The organism is Streptomyces jeddahensis, assembly GCF_001642995.1.
GTDB lineage: Bacteria > Actinomycetota > Actinomycetes > Streptomycetales > Streptomycetaceae > Streptomyces > Streptomyces jeddahensis.
Genome location: NZ_LOHS01000092.1, coordinates 25488 through 52188 on the forward strand (window position 1 = coordinate 25488; position 26701 = coordinate 52188).

Below are 26701 nucleotides of genomic sequence, written 5' to 3' on the forward strand. Positions count from 1 at the left end.
TAGAGGAAGCCGATGTTGACGGTGGCGTTCTTGTCGTACGTGCCGCCGGAGCCGTCGCCGCTGCCGGAGCCCCCGCCGCACGCGGTGAGAGTCAGGGCGAGGGTGGCGGCCGTGGCGGTGCCGTACAGGGAGGTCTTCTTGCGGCTCAAGGTGATGCTCATGGCGGAACGCACGCTTTCGTACTGCGAGGACGTGAAGGGCGGGGGGTGATCAGCGCTGCGGTGGTCAGTGCTGCGCGAGGAAGCCGCCGCGGAAGACGGGGCGCTTCTCGCCAGCCTCGACGGGCAGGTGGAAGCGGTTCTGCCGCGGCGGCATCGGACAGTTGTACTGATCGGAGAATCCGCAGGGCGGTACGAAGGCACGGTTGAAGTCGAGGAGGACGCGGCCCTCGCCGGCGGTGCGCTCCACGAAGAGGAAGCGCCCGGCGCCGTAGGTGCTGTCACCGTTGGTGGGGTCGCCGAAGACGAGCAGCAGGGTGCCGTCGTCGTCGAAGGCGCTCAGCGTGTAGTCGCGGCCGTCCACGGCGAGAGAGATGTCACCGGGCACGACGAGGACGCGGGTGCCGCCGCTGTCCCGGATGTGCTCGAACGCGACGCGCCGGGCACCCGGCACCGGGGTGTAGGCGGCCTCCAGGACCCACGCCGGGTCGTACGGGAAGGCGTCGATGCAGCACGCACTGCGTGAGCGCACCTACACCTGCACCGCCTGCGGAACCGTGTCCCCACGGGACAAGAACTCCGCACACGTGATGCTCGTCCGGGCTGGTCTCAACCCGGCTGGTGCTGACGGCGGAAGACCTCCCGGAGCGCTGCTCCAGGAGGCAGCCTGAGCCAGGAATCCCCTCCCTTCAGGGAGCGGAGGTTTCAATCATTCACGTAGGCGTTCGTCGGCAGTCACGCCACGACTGTCACGCTGCGTGAAATTGATGCCCAAAGCACCTTCTTTATCTCCGCAAAGCCAAGCTAATGTCAAATCGAGCCCCCGGGTGTGCCCCGCGCGCGTCACGACGCCACCCGCTCACCCGGCGCGCCGGCGTCGGGGTGTGCGACGCCGAGGTGGTCGCGCAGCGTGGTGCCCTCGTACTCGGTGCGGAACACGCCGCGCTCCTGCAGCAGCGGCACGACGGTGTCGGCGAAGATGTCGAGACCGCCCGGCGTGATGTGCGGGACGAGGATGAAGCCGTCGCTGGCGTCGGCTTGCACGAAGTCGTCGATCGTCTTGGCGACGGTGGCCGGGGAGCCGACGAAGGCCTGGCGGTTGCCGGTCTCGATGACCAGGTCGCGGATCGACCACTTGTTGGCGGCCGCGAGCTCCCGCCATTCGCGGGCGATGGCCAGCGGGTCGCGGTACATCCGCACCTGGGCGCGGCCGCGGGCGATGGTGTGCTCGCCGGGGTCGGGGTCGATGTCGGGAAGCGGGCCGTCCGGGTCGTACGCGGACAGGTCGCGGTTCCAGACGAACTCCAGGTGCTTGATCGCGGTGGCGCCGCTGACCTGCTGCCGGCGTACCTCGTGGGCCAGCTCCTGCGCCTCGGCGTCGGTGTCGCCGAGGACGAAGGTGGCGGCGGGCAGGATCAGCAGCTGGTCGTGCGTGCGGCCGTACTCCGCGAGGCGGCCCTTGACGTCCGCGTAGAACGCCTGGCCTTCCTTGAGGGTGCTGTACCTGCTGAAGATCGCGTCCGCGCTGGACGCGGCGAATTCCCGGCCCTCGTCCGAATCGCCCGCCTGGAAGATCACCGGGCGGCCCTGCGGACTGCGCGGGACGTTGAACTGCCCCTCGATGTCGAAGTGGTAGCCCTGGTGCACGAAGGCTCCGGCCTTCGCGTCCCGGAGGAAGGTGCCGGTCGCCTGGTCGGCGATGATCTCGTCCCCGTGCCAGGAGTCGAAGAGTTCGTTCGCCGTGCTGAGGAACTCCTTGGCCCTCGAGTACCGCTCCTCCTGCGGGAGGAAGCCGCCACGGCGGAAGTTCTCGCCGGTGAAGGCGTCCCACGAGGTGACGACGTTCCAGGCGGCGCGCCCGCCGGAGAGGTGGTCGAGGCTGGCGAACTGGCGGGCCACCTCGTAAGGCTCGTTGAAGGTGGAGTTGATGGTGCCGGTCAGGCCGAGACGTTCCGTGACGGCGGCCAGGGCGGACAGGACGGTGAAGGTGTCGGGGCGTCCCACGACGTCCAAGTCGTAGATATTTCCGCCCTGTTCGCGCAGCCGGAGTCCCTCGGCGAGGAACAGGAAGTCGAACTTGGCGCGTTCGGCGGTCCGCGCGAAGTGCGCGAAGGAGCTGAACTCGATGTGGCTGCCGGCCTCGGGGTCGCTCCACACGGTGGTGTTGTTGACGCCGGGGAAGTGGGCGGCCAGATGGATCTGCTTCAGCGGCTTGCTCGGCTTGCTCATGGTCGTACGGTCCCTCCGGCTCAGGCGGTGGCAGCGGCTGCATAGCGGTTGGCAGGGCGGGCGAGTCCGAGGAGCCCGCGGAGGGTGTCGGCCTCGTACGCGGTCCGGAAGGCGCCGCGGCGCTGGAGTTCGGGGACCAGGCCCCGGGTGATCTTCGGGAGGTCGTGGCCGACGACGGCCGGGCGCAGCCGGAAGCCGGTCAGTCCAGCGGCCGCCAATTCCTGTATCAGATCGGCGAGTTCCCCCGGCGTTCCGGTGAAGATCCGGGCATCGCTGGTGTACGGCTGGCCCGCGAGCTCGTCGAGGCGAGCACGGCGGGCGGCCGCCTCGGCCGGGTCGTCGTCCAGGAAGACCACGAGGTCCCCGAAGACGTGCACCGGCTCGTCGGCTCGCCCCGCCGCCTGCTGTTCGCCGCGGATCTCGTCGACGATGGCGCGGGCCTGCGCGGTGTTGTGTGGGGTGACGTACCCGATGTCGGCTGAGCGCCCGATCAACCGATACGGGACGGTCTCGTGCCCCAGCGCGCTGACAATGGGCTGTCCCTGAGGCGGGCGAGGGGTGATGGAGGGTCCCTTGACGCTGAAGTGCCGCCCCTCGAAGTCGATGTAGTGCAGCTTGTCCCGGTCGATGAAGCGGCCGGTGGCGACGTCGCGGATCTCGGCGTCGTCCTCCCAGCTGTCCCACAGCCGACGGACCACCTCGACGTAGTCGGCGGCCTCGTCGAAGAGTTCGGCGACCAACTCCCGTATGCCGGGCATGTCCAGATCCTCGATGCCGAATCGCGGAAACGTACGGCGGCCGAAGTGGGCCGCCTCGTTCTGCCGCCCCGACACCTGGATACGCAGCCCCGCGCGACCGGTGCTGACGTAGTCGAGTGTGGCGATGGCCTTGGAGATGTGGAACGGCTCGGTGTGGGTGGCCACCACAGTCGGTACGAGTCCTATGTGCCGCGTGAGCGGAGCGACACGGGCGGCGATGAGTACCGCGTCGAGCCGACCACGCACCTGGTCGGTACGACCGTCCGGCTCCGCGAAGTGTGAGGACTGGAGCCCGAGGCCGTCCTCGAACGTCACGAAGTCGAGCAGGCCGCGCTCGGCCTCGATGACCAGGTCGGCCCAGTATCCGGCGGTGAACAGGTCCAGCGGCCGGGCCTCCGGCTCGCGCCAGGCAGCCGGGTGCCAGCCTGCGCCGTCGAGCGCGACGGCGAGGTGGAGAGAAGTGGAGGACAGGGGTGAAGCAGGCAGCGAAGAAGACGATGAGGACACGGGAAGTGCCTTCCTGATCGATCGTACGAGAGAGCCGAACCTCACGCGCCGGGTTCGGCTTCGAGGCAACAGGTCAGGAGCAACAGAGCGCGCCGGCCACACGCTGCAGGTCGATGTGGGGCCGGGAGTACAGACGAAGGCGGTGGCGCGGGGCGAGTTTCATGACGCGGCGGCAGGAAGCGAGTCGCACGTGCGTCACCTCCGCCCTTCGGGATCGGTGGGGCATCGCGCCCCGCCTGCAGAGAACAGCACGACTACGCCGTTTGTTCCGGGTGGGCGCCCGGAGTCCGCAGGAACAGGAAGTGGGGGCGTCGGCGCAGGGTGAAGCCGATCGACTCGTAGAGGCGGATCGCGTTGGTGTTGCTTGCGGCCGCGTGCAGGAAGGGCGTGTCGCCGCGTTCCCTGATGCCCGCCGCGACCGCACGCACAAGGCGGGTCGCGAGCCCCCGGCCGCGGTGGTCGGGGTGGGTGCACACCGCGCTGATCTCCGTCCAGCCGGGCGGGCGGAGCCGTTCGCCCGCCATGGCGATGAGCCGCCCATGGTGGCGGATGCCGAGGTAGGTGCCGAGTTCGACGGTGCGGGGCAGGAAGGGGCCCGGCTTGGTCAGGGCGATCAGCCCCAGGATCTCGGGCACGTCGTCGAGGCCGAGCCGCACCGCTGCCGCCGTCGGTTCGGCGTGCAGTGCCGTGTCGACGAGTTGCACGCCCTGACCGCTCTCCACGACCTCCCACCCGTCCGGAGGGCCCTGTACTCCGGTGACCGCCACAGAGGTGCCCGGTCCGACGAGGGCGGCCAGGTCGTCCCAGGCGCCCGGGTCGTCCGGGTCGGCCAGGGCGGTGAACGGGGATACGTCCGCGGGGTAGCGGGCGGCGCGGCCGACGCGCTCGGCGAACAAGGCGTGGGGGCCGGTCAGTGCGGCCCAGGCGGGGTTGTCCAGGATGTGCGGTGCCGCGGGGCTCTGCGCCTCGGCCGGGTGGACGCTGGTGGACATGGCGGTTCGGGTCTCCGTATGCGACGTGTGGGGAGCATCCCCACGGCCCCGCCACCGGCGATGGTCGTCGTGCCACGGTGGCGGGGCCGTTCAACGGGCTGCACGAGTCATGCGATGGGCTGTCAGGAGTTGTCGAGGGGCAGTCCGGGCGGGTTGACCTCTGCCTTCTCGACGGCCTCGTTGGACAGGTTCCAGGCGGCCAGCCACTTCGCGTACTGACCGTTCTTGATCAGGTGGTTGATGGCGTCGGTGACCGGCTTGGCGATCCCGCTGTCCTTCTTCGTGGTCGCCGCGATCAGGCCCTGGAGCGTGGCGCCGGCGCCGGAGAAGGTGCCCGCGCTGCGCGTCGGGTTGGGTGACTTGGCGGTCTGCGTGATGTGGTAGGCGACGCCGGGGTTGGCGGCGAAGTAGGCGTCGATCTTCCCGCCCGTCAGCGCCAGGTAGGTGCTGTTCTTGCTGGCGAAGTGCTTGACGGTGAGCTTCTTGCCCTCCTTCTTCAGCTTCGCCTGCCACTCGAGGAGGATCTTCTCCTGGTTGGTGCCGTTGTCGACGGCGACGGTCTTCCCGGCGAGGTTTTCGTAGTCGCCGTCGAAGTTCCACGTGCTCGACTTCAGCACCTCGAAGCCGACGTTGTCCTTCCGGTAGGAGGCGAAGTCGTACTTCCGCTTGCGCTCCTCGGTGTCGGTGATGTTGGAGAAGGCGACGTCGACCTTGCCGCTGTCGATGCCGACGAACATGTTCTCCCACGTGGAGTTCTTCAGCTCCGGCTGCAGCCCGAGGACCGCGGCGACCAGGCGGCCGAAGTCGGGTTCGGCGCCGGTGAGGGTCTTCTGGTCCGAGCCGACGTAGGCGAGAGGCGGGAAGCCGTCGGGCAGGGCGCCGACACCGATCACGAGCTTGCCGCTCTTGCGGACGGACTCCGGTAGCTCGGCGCTGATCGACTTGACCTCGGAGACCTTCAACTCGGCCTGCTGTGCGGCCCGGTTGGACAGCTGACCCACGGTCACGGTGCCCGTGGCGGCGGCATCGGTGGTGGTGGCGGCATCGCTGTCTCCCCCGCAGGCGGTGAGACCGGTGGCGAGGGTGGCCACGGCGGTCGCCGCGGTGATGCCGCGCAGCAGGCTGCGTCGAGAGAAGTGGGTAGGCATGGCTGTCCTTGTCGCTGAGTAAAGGCGGTGGAAGGGGTACGGAGGTTGTTGCGGGGAGTACGGGGATACGGAGGCGGGTCAGAGCACCTTGCTGAGGAAGTCCCTGGTCCGCTCGTGCCGCGGGTTGTCCAGCGCCTCGGCGGGCGGGCCCTGTTCGACGATGCGGCCGCCGTCGATGAAGACGACCCGGTCGGCGACCTCGCGGGCGAAGCCGATCTCGTGGGTGACGATGACGAGGGTGGTGCCGCTGGTCGCCAGGTCCTTGATGACCTCCAGGACCTCGCCGACGAGTTCGGGGTCGAGCGCCGACGTGGGCTCGTCGAACAGGATGATTCCCGGGCGCAGGGCGAGTGCGCGGGCGATGGCCACCCTCTGCTGCTGCCCGCCGGACAGCTGCCGCGGGTAGGCATCGGTCTTGTCGCCGAGGCCCACGCGGCCCAGCAGTTCGCGCGCCAGCTCCTGAGCCTCGGGCCTGGTGAGCTTCCTGGTGGCCACGGGTGCGGCAGCGACGTTGTCCATGACGGTCAGATGCGGGAAGAGGTTGAAATTATGGAAAACGAAGCCGATCCGGCTGCGCTGGGCGAGGATGGCCCGTTCGCTGAGCTCCTTCAGCCGCTCGCCGTGCCGCCGTACGCCGATCAGCTCGCCGTTGACGCTGACGTAGCCGATCTCGGGCTTCTCCAGGTGGTTGATGACCCGCAGCAGGGTGGACTTGCCGGAGCCGGACGGGCCGAGGATCACGGTGACCTCGCCGGGCTGCACGGTCAGGTCGATGCCGTCCAGCACCCGGTGGGCGCCGTACCACTTGTGCACGTCGTGCACCTCGACGGCGGCGGGGCGTATCGCCGGCGTCTCGAGCGTCTCGGCGGTCATACGGCGGCCTCCTTGCGCGCACGCTCCCGCAGGCCGGTGCGCAGCTTCTGCAACGGAGTCGGCGGCAGGGTGCGCGTGGCGCCCCGGGCGAAGTGCCGCTCGACGTAGAACTGGACGACGGACACGGCGCTGGTGAGGATCAGGTACCACACGGTGGCGACAAGGAGCAGCGGCACGATGTCGCCGGGATAGGTGCTGCCCATCGTCTGCACCGAGCCGAACAGGTCGAGCAGCGACACGTAGAAGACCAGGGACGTGCCCTTGATGAGGCCGATCAGCTGGTTGACGTAGTTGGGGGTGATGGAGCGCAGGGCCTGCGGGAAGACGATCCGGGCGAACTGGTAGCGCTTCGGCAGCCCCAGCGCGGCTGCCGCCTCGTGCTGTCCCTGGTCGACCGAGAGGATGCCGGCCCGCACCACCTCTGCGGCGTAGGCGGCCTCGTTGAGGCTCAGTCCGACGACCGCCACGACGATGTCGGTGGCCAGCCGCGACTCGTCGAAGGTGAAGAAGGCCGGCCCGAACGGCACGCCGATGCTCAACGTCTTGTACAGCGCACTGAAGTTGTAGAGGAAGATCAGTACGACGATCAGCGGTATCGAGCGGAACAGCCAGGTGTACACCCAGCTGACGGCCCGTAGCACCGGACTGCCGGAGAGCCTGCCGAGCGCGATCAGGATGCCGCCGAGCAGCCCCAGCACGGCGCTGTACGCCGTCACTTCAAGGGTGATGACCAGGCCGTCGAGGATCACCGGGCGCAGGAACCAGTACTGGAAACGGTCCCACTGGTAGAAGGGGTTGGTCAGCAGCCCGTGGCCGATCTGGGCGACCAGTACCAGCACGACCGCCGTGGCGATCCACCGGCCGGGGCGCCTGAGGGGAAGCACCCGCTGCGCCGACAGCAGCCGCGTCTGGGCGTCGCCGCCGGACCCTTCGGTCTCTTCAGCGGGGCCCTGAGACCGCGGTGCGGTGTGCAGCACGGCGGAGGAGGGTTCAGGGCGGGGTATCGCCTCGGCGGGGGGTGCTGAGCCGGAGGACACAGCAGAGCCGGGACGTTCACTCATGGAGGACTCCAGCAGATTCGGACACCCGGACCCGCAGGCGACTACGGCGCGGCAGAGCGGGAGGATCTCTGCGCGACGAAGCGCACTGGAGCGGGCGGAACCGGGGGTGGTTCGGGGGAGAGAACGCCGCGACGGCGGCGAACGTCAGTGATGCAGCAAGCCGTCAGCGGTGACGGGATTCAAAAAGCCGTCAGCCCTGACAGAGAACGCGACAGGGGACGCAACACAGTGCACTGTTGACGCGGAGCAGATCGACGGGACGGTTGGCATACGTCGACACGCGACCGTGGCGCCGCCAAGCGGCCATCCCCGGAGCTGCGTACGTCGCCGTCACCATCAGCTCGACCCAGCGGCGAGAGCGCTCACAGGACCTTGGAGAGGAAGGCCCGGGTGCGCTCTTGCCGCGGATCGTCCAGGACGGCCGCGGGCGGTCCCTGCTCCACGACCACTCCCCCGTCCATGAACACCACGGTGTCGGCGACCTCGCGGGCGAACCCGATCTCATGGGTCACCACGATCATGGTGGTCCCGGTGAGGGCCAAGTCCTTGATGACATCCAGTACTTCGCCGACCAGCTCCGGGTCGAGCGCGGAGGTGGGCTCGTCGAACAGCAGCACCTTCGGTTCGAGGGCGAGGGCGCGGGCGATGGCCACCCGCTGCTGCTGCCCGCCGGACAGCTGGCGCGGGTAGACATCGGCCTTGTCGGCGAGACCGACCCGCTCCAGCAACCTCCCGGCCGCCGCCACCGCGTCCTTGCGTGGGCGTCGCAGCGCCGACACCGGGGCCTCGACGAGGTTCTCGAGCACGGTGAGGTGCGGGAAGAGGTTGAAGTTCTGGAAGACGAACCCGATATGGGTACGTTGCTTCAGAACCTCCTTCTCCTTCAGTTCGTGCAGCTTGCCGCCGGACCGGCGGTAGCCGATCAGCTCCCCGTCGATGCTGATCCAGCCGCGGTTCAGCTTCTCCAGGTGGTTGATGGTGCGCAGCAGCGTGGACTTCCCCGAGCCGGACGGGCCGAGGATCACGGTGACCTCGCCCGCCCGGACCTGCAGGTCGACGCCGCGCAGCACCTCGAGCGGCCCGAAGCTCTTGTGGACGCCGTGCACGTCCACCATGACGTCGCTCATCACCTCTCCTCGGGCGGGTTGATCCGCGATTCCTCGATCGCGGAGGCCGACGTGCCCCACTTCTTGAGGATCCTGTCGTACGTGCCGTCCTTGATCAGCTGGTTGACCGCGGCCTGGAAGGCGGGGGTGAGCTTGGAGCCCTTCTTGAAGGCGAAGCCGACGTCGAGCCGGTGGAACTCGCCGAGGAAGGTGGTCCCGGCGGCGGGCTGAGCGGCCTGGTAGCGCAGGCCGTTGATGGTGGACATGATCACGTCGATCCGGCCCTGCTGGAGCGCGGTGAGGGTCGCAGCGTTCTCCGAGAAGACCTTCACGTCGTACGGCTTCTTGCCCGCCTTGGCGCAGACGCCCTTCTGCGCCTCGAGCGTCGCCTCGAACGTGGTGCCGGCGCCGGTGCCGATGGTCAGCCCGCACAGTTGCGTGAGTCCGGTGACCTTCGTTCCCAGCTTCGTGTCGCCCTTCTTCACGGCGAAGCCCTGGCCGTCGTTGATGTAGGTGACGAAGTCGATGGTCTTCAGGCGTTCGGCGGTGACGCCGAAGTTGCCGGTCCCGAAGTCGTACTTGCCGCTGCCGAGGGCCGGCAGGATCGTCTCGAAGGAGGCGTCCTGGCGCTCCAGTCTGACGCCGAGGACCTTGGCCACGGCGTTCGCGATGTCGATGTCCTGGCCTGCGGGGGGCTTGCCCGTCCCGTCCGGGTAGTACGCCGCGGGCGGGGTTCCGGTCGAGCTGCCGACGCGCAGGGTGCCCGCCTTGCGTACGTCGGCGGGCAGCAGGGCGGCGATGGAGTCCACCTTCTGGACGGAGGCGACCGGGTTGTCGCTGGGCGCGGGTGAGGCCTTGGCACCAGCCGCCGACGCGGCTGCAGTGTCGTCGGCCGTTCCCGAGCCGCACGCGGTCAGTGCCAGCAGGGGCAGCAGCGCGACGGAGGCGGCGAGCAGGCGCAGAGGGGTTCTGATCCCTGGGAGGTTCACGGAGCCGGGAGCCTTTCAGGTGCGTATGTGCGTATGCCTGTGGCGGAGTGGGTCCAGCAGTGATGACGCCTGGGGCATGGGCCTCGGGCGGAGGTGGTGAGGCGGCAGCGTGCGCCCGGCTGCGCAGAACCGCCGGTACGACGTGTCAGCGCACGTGTACGGCGGCGGTGCGAGGGCAGAACTCGGCCCGCGACGGGTTCACCGAGGGAGGGAAGGGCCGGTCAGACAGCCCGCTGCCGGGTCAGGCGCAACACGCTGCAGACCACACTCGACCGAAGTCGATGTGATCGCGCGTGACCAGACGCTGATCGGCATTCATGCGGCCAATTGAGCAGTACATTCGGCGTCCCGTCAACCAGTGCCCGGATGCCGGACGGGAGTTGACCGGTTCCCGGGCCCTCTTCCCGGGCTCTGTTGACACATCCATGGCGGTTGACAGATCCATGCTGGCGGCACATACGATCGAGGGCGGACCGGCTCCGCCTCGCGCGGGGCCCCTCCGGCCGCGTTGAGGGACGCGGCGAACGTGATGACGCCGGCACCCGGTCGCACACCGTACGCGGGCAGTGTCGCCTGCACCGTATCCGCGCAGTGTCCGCCTGCTCCGATGCCTGCTCGTATCCGCGCGATGTCTGCGTACGTGTGCCACCGCATGGTCACCCACGCCCCGCCACTCCCTCTCCCGGAGAACCTCCGATGGTCTCGCCTTCCGAAGTCACCACTGCTCAGGCCGAATCCATCCCGGCCGCAATCCCGGCCGCAACAGGCATTGCCGCCAAAGGCATGGGCACCAAGGGCCCGGCTGCCGAAGACCCCGCCACGCATGACCTGACGGCCGTCACCCCCGGCCGCGACGACCTGCCGCGGATCGTGCCGCGCCGCCGCGTCGGCCGCTGGCTCGCGGCCGCCGCGGCTCTGCTGGTCTTCGCGATGGTAGTCAACTCCGTCGTGCGCAACCCCGCGTTCCAATGGGGCGTGGTGGGCCGGTACTTCACCACGAGTGCCGTGCTCGATGGGCTACTGCTGACGCTGTGGCTGACCGGCGCGGTGATGGTGCTCGGCTTTCTGCTCGGCACGCCGCTGGCGGTGATGCGACTCTCCGGCAACCCGGTGCTGCGCACGCTCAGTTGGGGCTATGTGTGGATCTTCCGCTCCACCCCGCTCCTTGTGCAGCTGCTGTTCTGGTTCAACATCGGCGCGCTCTACCCGACGCTCGGCTTCGGCATCCCCTTCGGCCCGGAGTTCGTCACCGTCAAGACGGTGAACCTGCTCGGTCCCACGCTCACCGCCGTGATCGGACTCACCCTGCACGAGGCGGCGTACGCGGCCGAGGTGGTGCGCGGCGGCATCCTCTCCGTGGACTCCGGCCAGACGGAGGCCGCCCAGGCTCTCGGTCTCAGCAGGGCGCGCACACTGCGCCGGATCGTGATCCCGCAGGCGATGCGGTCGATCGTGCCGACCGCCGGCAACATGCTGATCGGCACGCTCAAGGGCACCAGCATCGTCAGCGTGCTGGCCGTGCACGACCTGCTGTACTCGGTGCAGCTGGTCTACAACCAGACGTACCAGGTCATCCCGCTGCTCATGGTCGCCACCCTCTGGTACATCGCCGTGACGACGGTGCTGAGCGCGGGGCAGTTCTACGTCGAGCGGTACTACGCGCGCGGCAATGCCCGGGAGCTGCCGCCCACCCCGCTGCAACGGCTGCGCGGGCAGCTGGCCGCCGTACGCATCCGGCTGCGCGCGGCGACCGCCGCCGACGCCCGGCCCGCGACCGGCGGTGACCGGTGACCGACGCGCCAGTGACCGACGTACCGGTGACCGACGCACCAGTGATCACCGCACCGGCAGCCACCTGGCCCGCCGCCGTCCTTGCCGTCGTCGGCGCGGGCCCGCGCGCCACGGGCGTACTGGAACGCATCGCCGCCAATGCGCCCGAGCTGTGGGATGGCCGGCCCCTGCACATCCACCTGATCGACCCTCACCCACCGGGGCCCGGCAGAGTATGGCGGCACGAGCAGTCGCCGCTGCTGCGGATGAACTCCATGGCCGAGGACGTCACCATGTTCACCGACGAGTCCTCGGTCATCGACGGTCCGGTGCGGCCTGGTCCGACGCTGGCCGAGTGGGCTGCCCAGTTCTCCGGTGGCGACGTGCGTTTCGCGCCGTACGCGGAGCCCGCCGATCCGGACGTCCTCGGCGAACTGCGCGAGCTCACCGGGACCGACTTCGCCACCCGGCGCGCCCAAAGTGCCTATCTGGACTGGGTCTTCCGGCGGACGCTGACCGAACTGCCGCCGTACGTCACGATCGAGTGGCACCGCACCACGGCGACCGCCGTCACCGGCACGCCGGACGGCCCGCAGCAGGTACACCTGGCCGACAGTGCGACACCGGTCGAGGCCGACCTGGTCCTCCTCACCCAGGGGCACCTGGATGCCGTGCCCGACGCCGGGCACCGCAAACTGACCCGGTTCGCCCGCCGCCACGGGCGCTTCCACCTTCCGCCGGCGTTCTCGTCCGATGTCGACCTGTCGGCGCTGCGGCCGGGCGAGACCGTCATCCTGCGAGGCTTCGGGCTGGCCTTCGTCGACCTCATGGTGCTGCTGACCGAGGGACGCGGCGGCACGTACCGCACGGAGGCCGACGGCAGCCTCACATATCTGGCCTCGGGCCACGAGCCCGTCCTGTACGTCGGGTCGCGCCGGGGCGTCCCGTACCACTCCAAGACCCGCTACCAGCTCCAGGGCCCGCGGCCGCCCCTGCCGCGCCACTTCGGGCCCGATGCCGTAGACGCCCTGCTCGCCTTGGGCCGTCCGCTCGACCTGCGCCGCGACGTGTGGCCGCTGATGGCCAAGGAGATCGGCTTCGCCCATTACCACGAGCTGTTCCACGCCCACCCCGAGCGCACCGCACTGCCGTGGCCGGAGTTCCTCGCCGCGTACGACCGCCTCGGCTGGTACTCCGACGAGATGACCACACTCGTCGCCCGGGCCGTGCCCGATCCGGCGGACCGTCTGGACTTCGAGGCGCTGGACCGTCCGCTCGATGGCCTGGCCTTCGCCACGCCGGACGCCTTCCAGGAGCACCTGCGCGACTACATCGCCCAGGACGTCGCCCGCCGCGAGGACAGCGCCCACAGTGCCGACCTCGGTGCGTTCCTCGCCCTGCTCTCCGTCTACGGGCAGCTGCCCCGCCTTGTCGACTCGGGACGGCTGACCGCCCGTTCCCTCGCCGAGGGGCTGGACGGCTGGTGGCACGGTTTCTTCAGTTTCCTGGCGTCCGGGCCGCCCGGCTTCCGGCTGCGCGAACTGCTCGCCCTGTCCCGGGCGGGTGTCGTCCGCTTCCTCGGTGCGGGCCTGCGGGTCGGCACCGACGAGGACAGCGGCACCTTCACCGCGTCCAGCCCCACCGTTCCCGGGCACACCGTCACGGCGACCGCGCTGATCGAGGCGTACCTTCCGGGCGCCTCCCTCGGCCGTACCGAGGACCCGCTGCTGCGGGGCCTGCACCGTGCAGGCGCCCTCAGCGAGGAGGTCATCAGCGACTCCACGCACACCCACCGTTCCGGTCTGCTGACGGTCACGACAGACGGCGCGAGCCATGTCGTCGACCCCACGCTCGGCGGCCCTCATCCCCGCCGGATCGCGCTCGGCGCCCCGACGAACGTCCGCGGCGTCGCCGCCTTCGCCCGTCCCCGCACCAACGCCCCGGCCTTCCGGCAGAACGACGCCGCGGCACGCGCCTTGTTGAGGGCGCTGTCCGCGGGGCGCGGTGAGGACCTCGACCCGACCGGAGCAGGACCGGTGACCTCGTGGCCGCCCCCGGGACGCGTGCTGTCCGAGTAGCCCGGTCAGCGCTTGGCTCGCTCCGTGGGCAGCTCTTCCGCGGGCCACTTCTCGGGGCCCTTGTCCGTCGAGTCCGTGCTGATGACGGCCATCGAAGCGCGGACCGTGCCGGGCTGGAAGCCCTTGGTCCACTTGTCGTCCGGCTTCACCACCACCGTCTCGTAGGCCAGCCCTGCGGAGGTGGTCTCGTCGAAGACCAGCCGGTTCTCGACCTGCCCGCCGTCCTTTCCGCCGCTGCTCGCCTTCAGGGCGACGGCCGTGCCCGAACGGCCTTGGGCGTCCTTGACGTGGTCGATGACGGTGAGCCCCTTCAGCCCGCTGAGCATCCGGAAGGTCGCGGCCCTCACGTCCGGTGTGACGGGAAGGTCGAGGACCAGACCTTGAGACACGGAGAACAGCCACTCGTTCCTGGACTGCCCCTGTGCCGCCTCACGGTCGTATCCCTTGAGCAGTTCGGCCTTGAGTCGCTGCGGATCGGTGGGCAGGGAACGCAGCGCCTTCAGCGACACGAAGCGCCCGATGTAATACGGTTTCAGGTTCTTGGGCGTGGTGATGTGCGGGGAGCGGTTGGAAGCGTAGTCAGGTTCCTTCAGCCGCAGGTTGGCCTTTCCGAAGGGCGCCCAGATCTTGATCCGCTCCGGCGATCCGGCTCGCTTCCACGCCGCCACGTCCGCTGGTCCGGTCGGGCTGAAGCCCAGGTCGTAGCTGGTCTGGAAGCTGCGGCCCGTTTTGGTGTCGGTCCACTCCGTCGCACGGTGCCCTCCCTTGATGGTGTACGGGTCGTCCTCGGCCACCGCCGCCGTCAGGTACCGCTCGATGCGCACCGCCTTCCAGTAGCGCCCGTCGAGTTCCGGCTGCCGGCTCGCTCGCTCCGCGGCGGCGAGCAGGACGCGCGTGGCCGGGCTCGCCTGCGCGGCCCCGCCGGGGTCTCCCGTCCGGCTCGGGTGGGTGGCCGTGGTAGCCACCACCAGAGCCGCGGCGGCCGCCGCGCCCACCAGGCCCAGCCCCCAACCCGGCCTGGCGAAGCGCCACATCGTGCGCGGCAGTGACCTGCGGCGGCGTGGCTGCGCCAGCGCTCGGGCGAGCTCCGTGCGCCGCGTGGCCTCGTCCACGGGGCGATCGGGGTCCAGATACGCGGGCCGGGCAGCGGCGAGCAGCCCCATCACGTCCTCGTCCATCAGGATTCCTCTCCAACTGCGATCCGCACCCGAGCCGTTGTGAGGGTCACTGCACGTGCCGTGTCGAGCGCCTGCGCGAGCCTCTTGCGCGCCCGGTGCAGCCGGACCCGCATCGTGGTGGCCGAGCAGCCGACGACCTCGGCGGCCTCATGGGAGCGCAGCCCGTGCCAGGCGACGAGGATGAGCGCCTCGCGGTCGTCCTCGCCGAGTGAGGCCAGAGCGCGCAGAACGAGGTTGCGGTCGGCCACCCCGTCGGCGAAGTCCTCCTCGGTGAGTTCGGCCCCGCCCTGCAACTCGGCGGTCAGCGCCTCCCGGCGTGCCTGTGCACGGACACTCTCGCGCAGCACGTTGCGGGCCACGCCGAGCAGCCACGGCAGCGGCGGCTCGGGAACGTCGGCGAACCGCCGCCACGCGACGACGAACGTCTCGCTCACCACCTCGTCGGCGACCTGCCGACCCGCGCGGCTGGCCGCGTATGCCCATACGTGCTGTCGACAGGCGTCGTACAGCGCCGTGAAGCGCTCTGCCTCGTCGGCCACCGCCTGCACCTCCGTTGGTCCGGGTGTTGCTGTCGAAAGGTAGTGGTCCGTGAGGCCTGAGGTGTTACAGCCCGCCATGGGGAAATCCGTGGGCAGGCGCCCGAGGATACGACGGGGCTCCCGGGGTTCCGCACTCGGTTGCGGGGACCCCGCTGTTCGCCGTCAGTGGTGGAACAGTCTGAGGCCGGTGCGTGCGAGCGTGATCCCGTGCTCGCGGCAGGCGGCCTCGACCTCGTCCGACCTGATGGATCCGCCCGGCTCGGCGATGTAGTCGACGCCGTGGCGGCGGGCATGGTCGACGTTGTCACGGAACGGCAGTGCGCCGTCGGAGGCGAACGCGACGCCGGTGAGACGCCGCCTCCACCGCTCGCGCTCGTCGGCGGTCAGCTCCTCGGCGGGTGTGGACAGCGCCTGAGCGAGACGCACGCTCTCGTCCGGGGTGAGATCGCCCTCGATGAACCGGATCTGCCAGTTGATGCGGTCCTGGCGCCGGATGCCCGGCCGGAAGGTGAGGCCACGGACGGCCGGGTGGCGCCGCAGCCACCAGGTGTCGGCCTTGGCCCCGGCAAGACGGGTGCAGTCGACGCGGGACTGCTGACCGGCACCGATCCCCAGCGTCATCCCGCCGCGCACATAACACACCGAATTGGACTGGGTGTAGCGCAGTACCGCCAGACCCAGCACCAGATCGTCCACGGCGGACCGCGGCAGGACACCGCCCACGGTATCGCCGAGCAGGGCGGCGGAGAGTCGCACCGCGTCGCGTTCCTGGGTCAGGCGCAGGCCGAAGACCTCCCGCTCCTCGTGCGGTGGAGGCACGAACGTGTCGTCCGCCTCCAGGAGCAGGAAGCGGCCGTTCTTCTTCTTGCTGAGCGTTGCCACCGTGCCCGGCGCGTACCCGGGGGCGATGATGCCGTCGCAGACCACGCTGGTCAGCAGCTCTGCGAGTTCGGTGTCGACAGGGTGTGAGAGGGCCGCGAAGTCGCCGTAGGACGACTTGGGATCGGCGTCCCGAGCACGCAGATAGGCGCTGGTCAGGGCGCCGACGCGGTCGCCGGTGACTCCATAGAGCTCTGCCGTGACCTCGTCGACGGGTCCGGAGACGGCGGCGCCGGCGGGTGAGACGTGCTTGAACGAGGCGGCCGCCGGCCCGCCCAGCGAACGGCTCGCCTCCTGCACGAGCTGGCACCCGTTGAGCGCATCGAGCAGGTTGATGAAGGACGGTTGTCCATGCAGCACCCGAACCGGCCATCTGCCCTGCGTCACCGGTACGACGCGTGCCGCCGCCTGGTGCGGGTCGGTTCCGTACCGCAGGTCCATGTCTGGCCTCCTCAGCGGGACTTCGCTGACGGAGGCGCCCAGGCGGTCGACGCTCACATCGGATCGGGCCGCTCCCCGGTGGTCGTCCACCCTCGCCAGTCGCGGCCGGGCACAAGTGTATCGGCGTACCGGCGGTGGCGGCAGTGGCGGGCAGTGGCGGTCTACGCCACCGGCGCGGACCGGATCGCGGAGATGTCGAACTGCAGCCGGATCTTCTCGCTGACCATGGTTCCGCCCGCCTCCAGCCTCTGGTTGTAGACCAGACCCCACTCGGTGCGGTCGATGGTGGTCGTACCGTCGAAACCGGCGCGTTCGAAACCGAACGGGTCCACGACCGAGCCGAGGTAGGTGAGGTCGAGCTCGACGGGCCTGGTGATGTTGCGGATGGTCAGGTCCCCGGTCATGCGGTAGCTGTCATCGCCTGCGTGCACCGTGGAGGTGCTGCGGAAGACCATCTCCGGGTACCTGTTCGCGTCGAAGAAGTCGGCGCCGACCAGATGCGCGTCGCGCTGTTCCACACCGGTGTCCACGCTGGCGACCTGGATCACCAGCTCGGCACGGGACCGGGAAGGCTGCTCACCGTCGAAGTACAGAGCGCTCCGGTAGTCGGCGAACGCCCCGCGCACGGTGGTGACCATGGCGTGGCGCACCGAGAAACCGATCCTGCTGTGCGGGCGGTCGATGGTCCAGTGGCCGGTCAGCGCCGCGAGTGCCGGGTCCAGGACGGCGGCAGCCGCGCCGGGGGCTGCGGGAGCGGTACGAGGGCCGACAGCCGGCGAAGACTCGGTGGTGGCGCTATGGCGACGGCTGAAGAAACCCATGATGACGTCGTCTCCTTCTGATGTGATCACCACCGTGCTATCACGCCCTCGCTCTCACCCTCGGTACGGGATGGGGCCGTCGTCCGGATTCCAGGGCTCCGCCTGCAAAGATCCACAGCATCGACACGATTTTCCCTTCGGGGACCCTCGGGGACGGCAGCCATGACGCTCATGGATGGCAGTCGGCGGCGCCTCCTGATTCCGGCCTCGCGACGCACTCTCCTCACCCGCGTGGCTTTGTGGAAAGTCATGACAAAGCAGTTGACATCCCCTCTGGGCCACCTCATAGTACGTGCCACTAGAGCGCGCTAATAAAGCGCTCTAGTGACGCCAGCAGGTGGTCGTACCCGTGACCGCCTCAGACAGCGCTCGCCGCACAAGGCATCCCCACTGCACCGCTCGCTCACGCCGACTCAGCGGGCCCTGCCACCGACACCCCATGACCTGCCCCGACTTGCCCCTTTCTGACATCCACCTCTGACACCCACCCCGACCAGTACAGCGAGGTACAAGGGACATGCACAGACACCACCGAGCCGCCACCCTGACCGCCACCGTCCTCGTGGGCACCCTGCTCGCCGCCGGCTGCTCCAGCAGCTCCGGCGGCAAGAAGTCCGAGGAAGGCGGTGCGGACGCCTCGGCGGGTAAGGCCAGCACTCCTCGCATGACCGTGGCCATGGTCACCCACGCGGCCCCCGGCGACACCTTCTGGGATCTCATCCGCAAGGGTGCCCAGGCCGCCGCCGCCAAGGACAACATCAAGCTCGTCTACTCCAGCGACCCCAGCGCGGGCAACCAGGCCAACCTTGTGCAGAACGCCATCGACCAGAAAGTCGACGGCATCGCGCTCACCGCGGCCAAGCCGGACGCCATGAAGGAGGTCGTGGCCAAGGCCAAGGCGGCTGGCATCCCGGTCGTCGGCTTCAACTCCGGCCTGGACGACTGGAAGAAGCTCGGCATGCTCGAGTACTTCGGCCAGGACGAGAACATCGCAGGCCAGGCCTTCGGCCAGCGGCTCAACAAGCTCGGCGCCAAGCACGCTGTGTGCGTCATCCAGGAGCAGGGGCAGGTCGCTCTGGAGGCCCGCTGCGCGGGCCTGAAGAAGGGCTTCGACGGCAAGACGGAGACCCTGTACGTCAACGGCACCGACATGCCGTCCGTGAAGTCGACGATCACCGCCAAGCTCAAGCAGGACAGCTCCATCGACCAGGTGGTCACGCTCGGCGCGCCGTTCGCGCTGACCGCCGTGCAGTCGGTGTCCGACGCGGGCAGCAAGGCCAAGGTCGCGACGTTCGACCTCAACAAGGACCTGGTGAAGGCCGTCCAGGACGGCCAGGTCGAGTTCGCGGTCGACCAGCAGCCGTACCTGCAGGGCTACCTCGCCGTCGACGCCCTGTGGCTGTACAAGACCAACGGAAACTTCAGCGGCGGCGGCACCGCTCCCGTCCTCACCGGTCCGGCCTTCGTCACCAAGGACAACATCGACGACATCGCCGAGTTCGCCGCGAAGGGCACGCGGTAACCGTCAGGAACACGTTCACACAGACATCCGTTTGACCAGGCCGGCATCGCCTCCATGGTGCCGGCCTGGTCTTACGGTTCGTTCTGTGGTCTCAGGCCGACGCCTCCGGAGCCGGTCCGCTGGACCCCCGTACCACCAGCTTCGGATCCAGCACCGCCTCCCGCGGCTCCAACGCGTCGTTCTCCAGCCGCTCCACGGCGAACCGCACCGCGTGCTCCGCCATGAGGATCGCGTCCTGGCGGACGGTGGTCAGGCCGATCGGCATCAGGTGCGCGAGGTGGCTGTCGTCGTAGCCGACGACCGACATGTCGCGCGGGACGTCGACGCCCGCCCGGGTCAGGGCCATCAGGAGGCCCCACGCACAACGGTCGTTGCCCGCGAGGACCGCCGTCGGCAGGGGGTGCCCCTGGTCGCGCTCCGCCAGGAGCAGGCGGCCCGCCTCGATGCCCGACTCCTCGGTGTGGTCGCCGGGGATCACCCGCAGCTCGGACTCCAGCCCGTGGCGGCGCATCGCGGCACGGTAGGCCCGCCGCCGCTCGGACGAGCCGGGGCCCCGGCCGCCGTCTATGTGCACGATCCGGCGGTGCCCCAGTTCGAGGAGGTGCTCCATGGCCTGCCGTACACCCTTGCCCTCGGCGGAGTGCACGAAGTCGACGTGGGCCTGGGGCACGCGGCGGCTGACCGAGACGGCGACCGTGCGCCGTCCGAGCTCGTCGAGGTAGGCGGGCTCCGAGTCGGGGCCGAGCAGGATCACCGCCTCGCAGCGGTGGCTGAGCAGCGCCTCGACGGCCTGGCTCTCGCTGCGGCCCTTGGTGGCCCCGGAGAGCAGTACGTCGTAGCCGAGGCGTTCGGCCTCCGGATAGATGCCCTCGATGAGGTCCGTGTGGAAGGTCTGGTGGACGGTGAACATCACGCCGAGCGTGCGGCTGCGGCCGCGGGCCAGCAGCCGGGCCGCACCGTCGGGGCGGTAGCCGATCTCGTCGGCGACGCGCAGCACCCGCTCGCGGGTCTCCTGGCTCGCCCCCGGCTGGCCGCGGAAGATGATCGAGACGAGCGCCCTGGACACGCCCGCCTTCGCGGCGACGTCCGCCATCGTGGGCCGTTGCCTGCCCGATGCATCCACCTGTGACCCCACCTTTCGACGCCGCCCACCTTACGGGCCGTCGTTGAAATCTCCCGGCAACAAGCTATTGACATGACATTTGGACAGGGCTCATCGTACTCGTCTAGAGCGCTCTAGTAGAGCGCGCCAGTCGCATCGTCCCCCAAAACTCCCCGGAGTCTCCGGAGCGAAGGGAAGCCAGCGTGATCCCGTTCGAAGTGCTGACCATGGGCCGCGTGGGAGTGGATGTGTATCCGCTCCAGACAGGCGTGGGGCTGGCGGAGGTCACCTCGTTCGGCAAGTACCTGGGCGGCAGCCCGACGAACGTGGCCGTCGCCGCCGCCCGCTACGGGCACTCCGCGGCCGTGATCACCAAGACGGGCCGCGACCCGTTCGGGGACTTCGTCCGCACGGCCCTGGACGGCTACGGCGTCAACAGCCGCTTCGTCGGTACGTCGGACATCGCGCCGACCCCGGTGACCTTCTGCGAGATCTTTCCGCCGGACGACTTCCCGCTGTACTTCTACCGGCTTCCGAAGGCCCCCGATTTGGACATCCAGCCGGGCGAACTGGACCTGGACGCCGTGCGCGACGCGCGGATCTTCTGGGTCACCGGCACCGGCCTGAGCGAGGAGCCGAGCCGCTCGGCCACCCTCGCCGCCCTGGCGCACCGGGCGAAGTCCGGCCCGACCGTCTTCGACCTCGACTGGCGGCCGATGTTCTGGAAGGACCCGGCCGAGGCCCGTGCGTGCTACGCCGAGGCCCTGCGCCACACCACTGTCGCCGTGGGCAACCTCGACGAGTGCGAGGTCGCCACCGGTGAACGCGAGCCGTATGCCGCCGCGAAGGCGCTGCTCGCCGCCGGTGTCGAGCTGGCGGTGGTGAAGCAGGGGCCGAAGGGCGTCCTGGCCGTGGACCGGGACGGCTCGGCCGCCGAGATCCCGCCGGTCCCGGTGGACGTCGTCAACGGCCTCGGCGCCGGTGACGCCTTCGGCGGCGCGCTCTGCCACGGCCTGCTGTCCGGCTGGGACACCCGCCGCACGGTGACCTTCGCCAACGCCGCCGGCGCCATCGTCGCGTCCCGGCTGTCCTGCTCCGACGCCATGCCGACCGAAGCCGAGGTGGCGGCGAAGCTGCGCGCGACGGGGCCCGGCGACGGGGCGACCGGCGACTCCGACCGAGAGGTGTGACGACGTGCTGTCCGACAACATGAGCCGGATCGTGGACGCCCGGGTCAACGACCCCGGCGCCGTCGCGGCGGCGGCCGCACGCCGTGTCAAGGCCGCCTCGCTGCTCGGCGAGCACGGCAAGGCGATGATCATCGCCGCCGACCATCCGGCGCGCGGCGCCAACGGCGTCGGCGCCGACCCCACCGCCATGGCCGACCGCTTCCAGCTGCTCGACCGCCTGTGCGTCGCCCTGGAACGGCCCGGCGTGACCGGCGTCCTGGCCACCGCCGACATCCTCGAGGACCTGCTGCTGCTCGGCGTCCTGGACGGCAAGAGCGTCTTCGGCTCCATGAACCGCGCCGGACTCGCGGGCTCCGTCTTCGAGATCGACGACCGCTTCACCGGCTACGACGCCGAGACGATCGCCGCGATGCGCTTCGACGGCGGCAAGATGCTCACCCGCATTGCCCTCGACGACCCGGCGACCCCGTCCGCCCTGGAGAACACCGCCCGCGCCGTCGACGAACTGAACGACCGTCGCCTCATCGCGATGGTCGAGCCGTTCATGTCGGTGTGGCAGGACGGCAGGATCCGCAACGATCTCTCCCCCGACGCCGTCGTCAAGTCCATCACCATCGCCTCGGGCCTCGGCCGCCGCACCGCCTACACCTGGCTGAAGCTGCCGGTCGTCGACGACATGGAACGCGTCCTGGCCTCCTCCACACTGCCGGCCCTCCTGCTCGGCGGCGAGGTCACCGACCCCGACACGGCCTTCGCCTCCTGGGGCAAGGCCCTCAAACTCCCCACCGCGCAGGGGCTCGTCGTGGGCCGCTCCCTGCTCTACCCCGCGGACGGCGACGTCGCCGGCGCCGTGGACCGGGCGGTGAGCCTGCTGTGACCGACACCTCCACGTACCGCCTGCCCTTCAGGGCCTTCAGCGCCTTCAGTGCCTTCGGGGCCAAGGAGAACGACCGATGACCGAGACGACCGTCCGCCTCACCACCGCCCAGGCCCTCGTGCGCTTCCTCGCGAACCAGTACAGCGAGCGCGACGGCCAGGAGCAGCGGCTGATCCCCGGTGTGTGGGGGATCTTCGGGCACGGCAACGTGGCCGGGATCGGCCAGGCGCTCCTGCAGGCCGCCGTCACCGGTGAGGCCGACCTGCCGTACTACCTGGCCCGCAACGAGCAGGGCATGGTGCACGCGTCGGTGGCGTACGCGAAGATGCGCGACCGGCTGGCGACCTTCGCCTGTACGGCGTCGACCGGCCCCGGTTCGACGAACATGATCACGGGTGCGGCGCTCGCCACCACCAACCGCCTGCCCGTGCTCCTGCTGCCCAGCGACATGTTCGCCACCCGCGCCGCCGATCCGGTGCTGCAGCAGCTGGAGGACACCCGCGGCGGGGACGTCACCGTCAACGACGCTTTCCGGGCCGTATCGAAGTACTTCGACCGCGTCTCGCGTCCCGAGCAGCTGATCCCGGCCGCGCTGGCCGCGATGCGGGTGCTGACCGACCCGGTGGAGACCGGCGCCGTCACGATCGCGCTGCCGCAGGACGTCCAGGCGGAGGCGTACGACTGGCCGGTGTCGTTCTTCCGGCGCCGGGTGTGGCACATCGGCCGTCCGGTGCCGGAGCCGGCCGCCGTCGAACGGGCCGCACGTCTGCTGCGCGGCGCCCGCAGGCCGTTGATCGTGGCCGGTGGCGGGACCGTGTACTCGGGCGCCGAGACCCAGTTGCGCGCCTTCGCCGAGGCCACCGGTATCCCGGTCGCGGACACGCACGCCGGCAAGGGCGCGGTGCCCTGGGACCACCCGTGCGCGGTCGGCGGTATCGGCTCCACCGGCTCCTACGCGGCCAACGAACTGGCTCGCGAGGCCGACGTCGTCCTCGGCATCGGCACGCGGTACTCCGACTTCACCACCGCCAGCCACACCATCTTCGCCAACCCTGACGTCACGTTCGTCAACCTCAACGTGGCCCGCCTGGACGCGGTCAAGCACTCGGCCGAGCCGCTGGTGGCCGACGCCCGGCTGGGCGTCGAAGCCCTCGCGGGAGCGCTGGCGGACTGGGAGGTCGACCGGTCCTACCGTGCCCGCACCCACGAACTGATCGCCCGCACACGGGAGATCGAGGATGAGTGCTTCGACCCCGACCGGAACACCGGCGACCTCCCCGCACAGACCCAGATCCTCGGCGCACTCAACGACGTGCTCGACGATCGCGCCGTCGTGATCAACGCGGCCGGTTCCATGCCCGGTGACCTGCAGCAGCTGTGGCGGGCCCGGGACCCGAAGGCCTACCACGTGGAGTACGCCTACTCCTGCATGGGTTACGAGGTCGCCGCGGGCGTCGGTGCGAAGATGGCCGCCCCGTCGCGCGAGGTCGTCGTCCTCGTCGGCGACGGCTCGTATCTGATGATGGCTCAGGAGATCGTGACCATGGTCGCCGAGGGCCTGAAGGTCATCATCGTCCTCGTCCAGAACCACGGCTTCGCCTCCATCGGCTCGCTGTCGGAGGCGCTTGGCTCGCAGCGGTTCGGCACCAAGTACCGCTTCCGCGACGGCGATTCGGGTCTGCTCGACGGCGATGTCCTCCCCGTCGACCTGGCCGCCAACGCCTCCTCGCTGGGCGCCGACGTCCTGCACGCCTCCTCCGTGGAGGAGTTCCGTACGGCGATCGAGAAGGCGACGGCAGCCGACCGCACCACCGTCGTGCACGTCGAGACGGACCTGTACGGGCCCAACCCGCCCGGCCACGGCTGGTGGGACGTCCCGGTCAGCCAGACCTCCTCTCTGGACTCCACCCAGGCCGCCTACGCGACGTACGCCGCCCACAAGCAGGCCCAGCGCCACTACCTGTAAGCCCCGGCTGCAAAGGAAACCCTCACCGTGAAGACCATTCCGCACTGGATCGACGGCTCGCCCGTCCTGGGCACGGACACCGCTCCGGTGTTCAACCCAGCCACCGGCCAGGAGCAGGCCCGGGTCGTGCTCGGCGGGTCCACCGACGTGGACACCGCCGTCGCGGCCGCCGCTCGGGCCTTCGAGACCTGGTCCGAGTCGTCCCTGACCCAGCGCACCCAGGTGATGTTCGCCTTCCGCCAGCTCCTCGTCGAGCACGAGGAAGAACTCGGCCGGATCATCAGCGCCGAGCACGGCAAGACGGTCGACGACGCCCGCGGCGAGATCGTGCGCGGCCGTGAGGTGGTGGAGTTCGCCTGCGGCCTCGGCGACGTCCTCAAGGGGTCCTTCTCGGACCAGGTCTCGCGCGGTGTGGACGTGCACAACTTCCGCCAGCCGCTGGGCGTGGTCGCGGGCATCACGCCCTTCAACTTCCCCGCGATGGTGCCGCTGTGGATGCACCCGATCGCCATCGCCACCGGCAACACCTTCATCCTCAAGCCCAGCGAGCGCGACCCCTCGGCCGCCAACTTCGCCGCCGAGCTGTACAAGAAGGCCGGGCTGCCGGACGGCGTCTTCAACGTCGTGCACGGCGGCAAGGACGCGGTCGACGCGATCCTCGCCCACCCCGGCATCGAAGCGGTGTCCTTCGTCGGGTCGACGCCGATCGCCAAGTACGTGCACGAGCAGGCCACCGCCTGCGGCAAGCGCGTCCAGGCACTCGGCGGCGCCAAGAACCACGCCGTCGTCCTGCCCGACGCCGACCTCGAGTTCGCCGCCAACCACATCACCGCGGGCGCCTACGGTTCCGCCGGTGAGCGCTGCATGGCCGTGTCGGTGGCCGTCGCGGTCGGCTCGGCGGCCGACGGGCTGGTCGAGGTCCTGGAGCGCAAGGCCCGCGAGGTGAAGGTCGGCCCCGGTGACGCCCCCGGCACCGAGATGGGTCCGCTGGTCACCAAGGCCGCCCAGGAGCGCGTCGAGAACGCCGTCGGCACGGCCGCCACGCAGGGCGCCACCGTCGTCGTCGACGGCCGCGGCCTGAAGATCGACGGCCACGAAGAGGGCTTCTTCACCGGCCCCTCCCTTCTCGACCACGTCACGACTGACATGGACGCCTACAAGGAGGAGCTGTTCGGCCCGGTCCTCGCCATCGTCCGCGTCGACACGCTCGACGCGGCCATCGACCTCATCAACGCCAACCCCTACGGCAACGGCACCGCCCTGTTCACCGGCTCCGGCGAGGCCGCCCGCCGCTTCCAGCGCAAGGTCAAGGTCGGCATGATCGGCGTCAACGTGCCGGTGCCCGTGCCCATGTCGTACTACTCCTTCGGCGGCTGGAAGGACTCGCTCATCGGCGACTCCCCCATCCACGGCCCTGAAGGCGTCCGCTTCTACACCCGCCCCAAGGTCGTCACCACCCGCTGGCCGCAGCCCGCCCAGCACGTCGCCGCCGGGTTCACCTTCCCCACCTCCAGCTGAGCACCAGCGGAATTCATCCCGTCCCCTCCCTCGAAGGACACGTCATGGCAACGGCGCCCATCCCGCTCCGCACCACCGCAGGCAACCTGTGCCTGGGCTCCGCCCCCGACTCCTGGGGCGTCTGGTTCCCCGAGGACGAGCACCAGGTGTCGTACACCCGCTTCCTCGACGAGCTGGCCGAGGCCGGCTACAAGTGGCTCGAACTCGGCCCGTACGGCTATCTCCCCACCGACCCGGAGCGGCTGAAGGAGGAGCTGGCCGTTCGCGGGCTGCAGGTCTCCGGCGGGACCGTGTTCGGCGCACTGCACCGCCCGGAGGCCTGGGACGACATGCTCGCCCATGTCCGGCAGGTGGCCGCGCTGACCGCCGCCGCGGGCGCCCACCACCTCGTCCTCATCCCGCCGATGTACCGGGACGAGAAGACCGGCGCGTTCACCGAGTCGCCGGAGCTGACCGCCGAGCAGTGGGCGGGCTTCGGCCGGGCCGCCGTCCGGCTGGGCAAGCTGCTTCTCGACGAGTACGACGTACGGCTCGTCATCCACCCGCACGCCGACAGCCACATCCAGACCCAGCCGGAGATCGAGCGGCTGCTGAACGAGTCCGACAGCCGCTACACGAACCTGTGCCTGGACACCGGTCACGTCGCCTACGGCGGCGGTGACAACCTCGACCTGATCCGCCGCTTCGGCGAGCGCGTCGGCTACGTCCACATCAAGCAGATGGACCCGGAGATCCTCGCCCAGGTCGCCGCCGAGAACCTCTCCTTCGGCGAGGCCGTCAAGCGCGGCGTGTGCGTCTCCCCGCCCGCGGGCGCACCCAAGCCCGCCGACGTGGTGGCGGAACTCGCCCGGCTCGACGCCGAGTTGTTCGTGATCGTCGAGCAGGACCTGTACCCGTGCGCTCCCGACGTGCCGCTGCCCATCGCCGTCCGCACGCGTGAGCACCTGGCCGGCTGCGGCCTCACCGGAACCCAACGCCCGCACATCGATCGCTAGGAGA

Annotated in this window: 23 protein-coding genes, 2 pseudogenes and 1 riboswitch; of the genes and pseudogenes, 10 read left to right on the forward strand and 15 right to left on the reverse strand. The window is 69.9% G+C overall.

All coding sequences use genetic code 11. The features are described from left to right. The first annotated feature begins 12 nt into the window (after window positions 1-12). Window positions 13-210 (forward strand): hypothetical protein, encoded by a 198-nt coding sequence (locus STSP_RS39725; protein WP_067280383.1) that lies wholly within the window; start codon window positions 13-15, stop codon window positions 208-210. 15 nt (window positions 211-225) lie between these two features. Here the strand turns inward: STSP_RS39725 and STSP_RS21190 are convergent. Beyond that, window positions 226-666: pseudogene (locus STSP_RS21190) on the reverse strand (DUF1684 domain-containing protein); the annotation flags it as partial. 4 nt (window positions 667-670) lie between these two features. Here STSP_RS21190 and STSP_RS40350 point away from each other — a divergent pair. Beyond that, window positions 671-829: pseudogene (locus STSP_RS40350) on the forward strand (RNA-guided endonuclease TnpB family protein); the annotation flags it as partial. Between the two features lie 172 nt (window positions 830-1001). Here the strand turns inward: STSP_RS40350 and STSP_RS21195 are convergent. The 9 genes from STSP_RS21195 to STSP_RS21230 all read right to left on the reverse strand — a co-directional run bounded on the left by STSP_RS21195 (window position 1002) and on the right by STSP_RS21230 (window position 9821). Continuing rightward, window positions 1002-2387: an NtaA/DmoA family FMN-dependent monooxygenase gene (locus STSP_RS21195; protein ID WP_067280385.1), complete on the reverse strand. Its 1386-nt coding sequence runs from the start codon at window positions 2385-2387 to the stop codon at window positions 1002-1004. Window positions 2388-2407: 20 nt separating this feature from the next. Further along, window positions 2408-3652 (reverse strand): LLM class flavin-dependent oxidoreductase, encoded by a 1245-nt coding sequence (locus tag STSP_RS21200; protein WP_232789738.1) that lies wholly within the window; start codon window positions 3650-3652, stop codon window positions 2408-2410. Between the two features lie 73 nt (window positions 3653-3725). Continuing rightward, window positions 3726-3878 (reverse strand): putative leader peptide, encoded by a 153-nt coding sequence (locus STSP_RS41010; RefSeq protein WP_332835386.1) that lies wholly within the window; start codon window positions 3876-3878, stop codon window positions 3726-3728. Between the two features lie 28 nt (window positions 3879-3906). Beyond that, window positions 3907-4644: a GNAT family N-acetyltransferase gene (locus STSP_RS21205; protein ID WP_067280387.1), complete on the reverse strand. Its 738-nt coding sequence runs from the start codon at window positions 4642-4644 to the stop codon at window positions 3907-3909. 122 nt (window positions 4645-4766) lie between these two features. Beyond that, window positions 4767-5792 carry an ABC transporter substrate-binding protein gene (locus STSP_RS21210; RefSeq protein ID WP_067280390.1) on the reverse strand — a complete coding sequence of 342 codons (1026 nt, stop codon included), beginning with the start codon at window positions 5790-5792 and terminating at the stop codon, window positions 4767-4769. A gap of 78 nt (window positions 5793-5870) precedes the next feature. Continuing rightward, window positions 5871-6665: an amino acid ABC transporter ATP-binding protein gene (locus STSP_RS21215; RefSeq protein WP_067280392.1), complete on the reverse strand. Its 795-nt coding sequence runs from the start codon at window positions 6663-6665 to the stop codon at window positions 5871-5873. Then, window positions 6662-7726: an amino acid ABC transporter permease gene (locus STSP_RS21220; protein WP_078067370.1), complete on the reverse strand. Its 1065-nt coding sequence runs from the start codon at window positions 7724-7726 to the stop codon at window positions 6662-6664. The genes STSP_RS21215 and STSP_RS21220 overlap by 4 nt, the downstream gene beginning before the upstream one ends. A gap of 362 nt (window positions 7727-8088) precedes the next feature. Continuing rightward, the gene (locus STSP_RS21225; protein ID WP_067280399.1) at window positions 8089-8853 is read right to left on the reverse strand and encodes an amino acid ABC transporter ATP-binding protein; all 765 of its coding nucleotides are present in this window, start codon (window positions 8851-8853) and stop codon (window positions 8089-8091) included. Beyond that, window positions 8853-9821 (reverse strand): ABC transporter substrate-binding protein, encoded by a 969-nt coding sequence (locus tag STSP_RS21230; protein WP_067280402.1) that lies wholly within the window; start codon window positions 9819-9821, stop codon window positions 8853-8855. The genes STSP_RS21225 and STSP_RS21230 overlap by 1 nt, the downstream gene beginning before the upstream one ends. A gap of 696 nt (window positions 9822-10517) precedes the next feature. Here STSP_RS21230 and STSP_RS21235 point away from each other — a divergent pair. Both STSP_RS21235 and STSP_RS21240 read left to right on the forward strand, forming a co-directional pair. Continuing rightward, window positions 10518-11612 (forward strand): amino acid ABC transporter permease, encoded by a 1095-nt coding sequence (locus STSP_RS21235; RefSeq protein WP_067280404.1) that lies wholly within the window; start codon window positions 10518-10520, stop codon window positions 11610-11612. Between the two features lie 26 nt (window positions 11613-11638). Then, window positions 11639-13669 carry an FAD/NAD(P)-binding protein gene (locus STSP_RS21240; protein WP_232789739.1) on the forward strand — a complete coding sequence of 677 codons (2031 nt, stop codon included), beginning with the start codon at window positions 11639-11641 and terminating at the stop codon, window positions 13667-13669. 5 nt (window positions 13670-13674) lie between these two features. Here the strand turns inward: STSP_RS21240 and STSP_RS21245 are convergent, their stop codons facing one another. From STSP_RS21245 to STSP_RS21260, 4 genes are all read right to left on the reverse strand, one after another. After that, entirely contained in the window at window positions 13675-14847 is a 1173-nt protein-coding gene (locus STSP_RS21245) for a CU044_5270 family protein (RefSeq protein WP_067280406.1), read from the reverse strand. Further along, on the reverse strand, window positions 14847-15386 hold the full coding sequence (locus STSP_RS21250) for an RNA polymerase sigma factor (RefSeq protein WP_067280408.1): 540 nt from the start codon (window positions 15384-15386) through the stop codon (window positions 14847-14849). Before STSP_RS21250 ends, STSP_RS21245 begins: the two co-directional genes overlap by 1 nt. A gap of 162 nt (window positions 15387-15548) precedes the next feature. Then, complete coding sequence (locus STSP_RS21255) at window positions 15549-16706, reverse strand: phosphoribosylaminoimidazolecarboxamide formyltransferase (RefSeq protein WP_067280410.1); 1158 nt, start codon at window positions 16704-16706, stop codon at window positions 15549-15551. 29 nt (window positions 16707-16735) lie between these two features. Continuing rightward, window positions 16736-16819, reverse strand: a riboswitch (ZMP/ZTP riboswitch). Between the two features lie 48 nt (window positions 16820-16867). Beyond that, the gene (locus STSP_RS21260; RefSeq protein ID WP_067280412.1) at window positions 16868-17527 is read right to left on the reverse strand and encodes a YceI family protein; all 660 of its coding nucleotides are present in this window, start codon (window positions 17525-17527) and stop codon (window positions 16868-16870) included. 517 nt (window positions 17528-18044) lie between these two features. On the opposite strand from STSP_RS21260, the gene STSP_RS21265 reads away from it, so the two are divergent. Next, window positions 18045-19049: a sugar ABC transporter substrate-binding protein gene (locus STSP_RS21265; RefSeq protein ID WP_067280414.1), complete on the forward strand. Its 1005-nt coding sequence runs from the start codon at window positions 18045-18047 to the stop codon at window positions 19047-19049. Between the two features lie 91 nt (window positions 19050-19140). On the opposite strand, the gene STSP_RS21270 is transcribed toward STSP_RS21265, so the two are convergent. Continuing rightward, window positions 19141-20142 carry a LacI family DNA-binding transcriptional regulator gene (locus STSP_RS21270; protein ID WP_067280415.1) on the reverse strand — a complete coding sequence of 334 codons (1002 nt, stop codon included), beginning with the start codon at window positions 20140-20142 and terminating at the stop codon, window positions 19141-19143. A 215-nt stretch (window positions 20143-20357) separates the two neighbouring features. Here STSP_RS21270 and iolC point away from each other — a divergent pair, with 215 nt between their 5' ends. The 5 genes from iolC (at window position 20358) to STSP_RS21295 (ending at window position 26697) form a co-directional block, all read left to right on the forward strand. Continuing rightward, window positions 20358-21341, forward strand: coding sequence for a 5-dehydro-2-deoxygluconokinase (iolC, locus tag STSP_RS21275; protein ID WP_067280536.1), 984 nt, complete (start codon window positions 20358-20360; stop codon window positions 21339-21341). Between the two features lie 4 nt (window positions 21342-21345). Next, window positions 21346-22218 (forward strand): Cgl0159 family (beta/alpha)8-fold protein, encoded by an 873-nt coding sequence (locus STSP_RS21280; RefSeq protein WP_067280417.1) that lies wholly within the window; start codon window positions 21346-21348, stop codon window positions 22216-22218. Window positions 22219-22294: 76 nt separating this feature from the next. Beyond that, window positions 22295-24184: a 3D-(3,5/4)-trihydroxycyclohexane-1,2-dione acylhydrolase (decyclizing) gene (iolD, locus tag STSP_RS21285; RefSeq protein ID WP_067280419.1), complete on the forward strand. Its 1890-nt coding sequence runs from the start codon at window positions 22295-22297 to the stop codon at window positions 24182-24184. A gap of 27 nt (window positions 24185-24211) precedes the next feature. Next, window positions 24212-25702, forward strand: coding sequence for a CoA-acylating methylmalonate-semialdehyde dehydrogenase (locus STSP_RS21290; RefSeq protein ID WP_067280421.1), 1491 nt, complete (start codon window positions 24212-24214; stop codon window positions 25700-25702). A 44-nt stretch (window positions 25703-25746) separates the two neighbouring features. Continuing rightward, on the forward strand, window positions 25747-26697 hold the full coding sequence (locus tag STSP_RS21295; protein ID WP_067280431.1) for a TIM barrel protein: 951 nt from the start codon (window positions 25747-25749) through the stop codon (window positions 26695-26697). Window positions 26698-26701 lie beyond the last annotated feature (4 nt).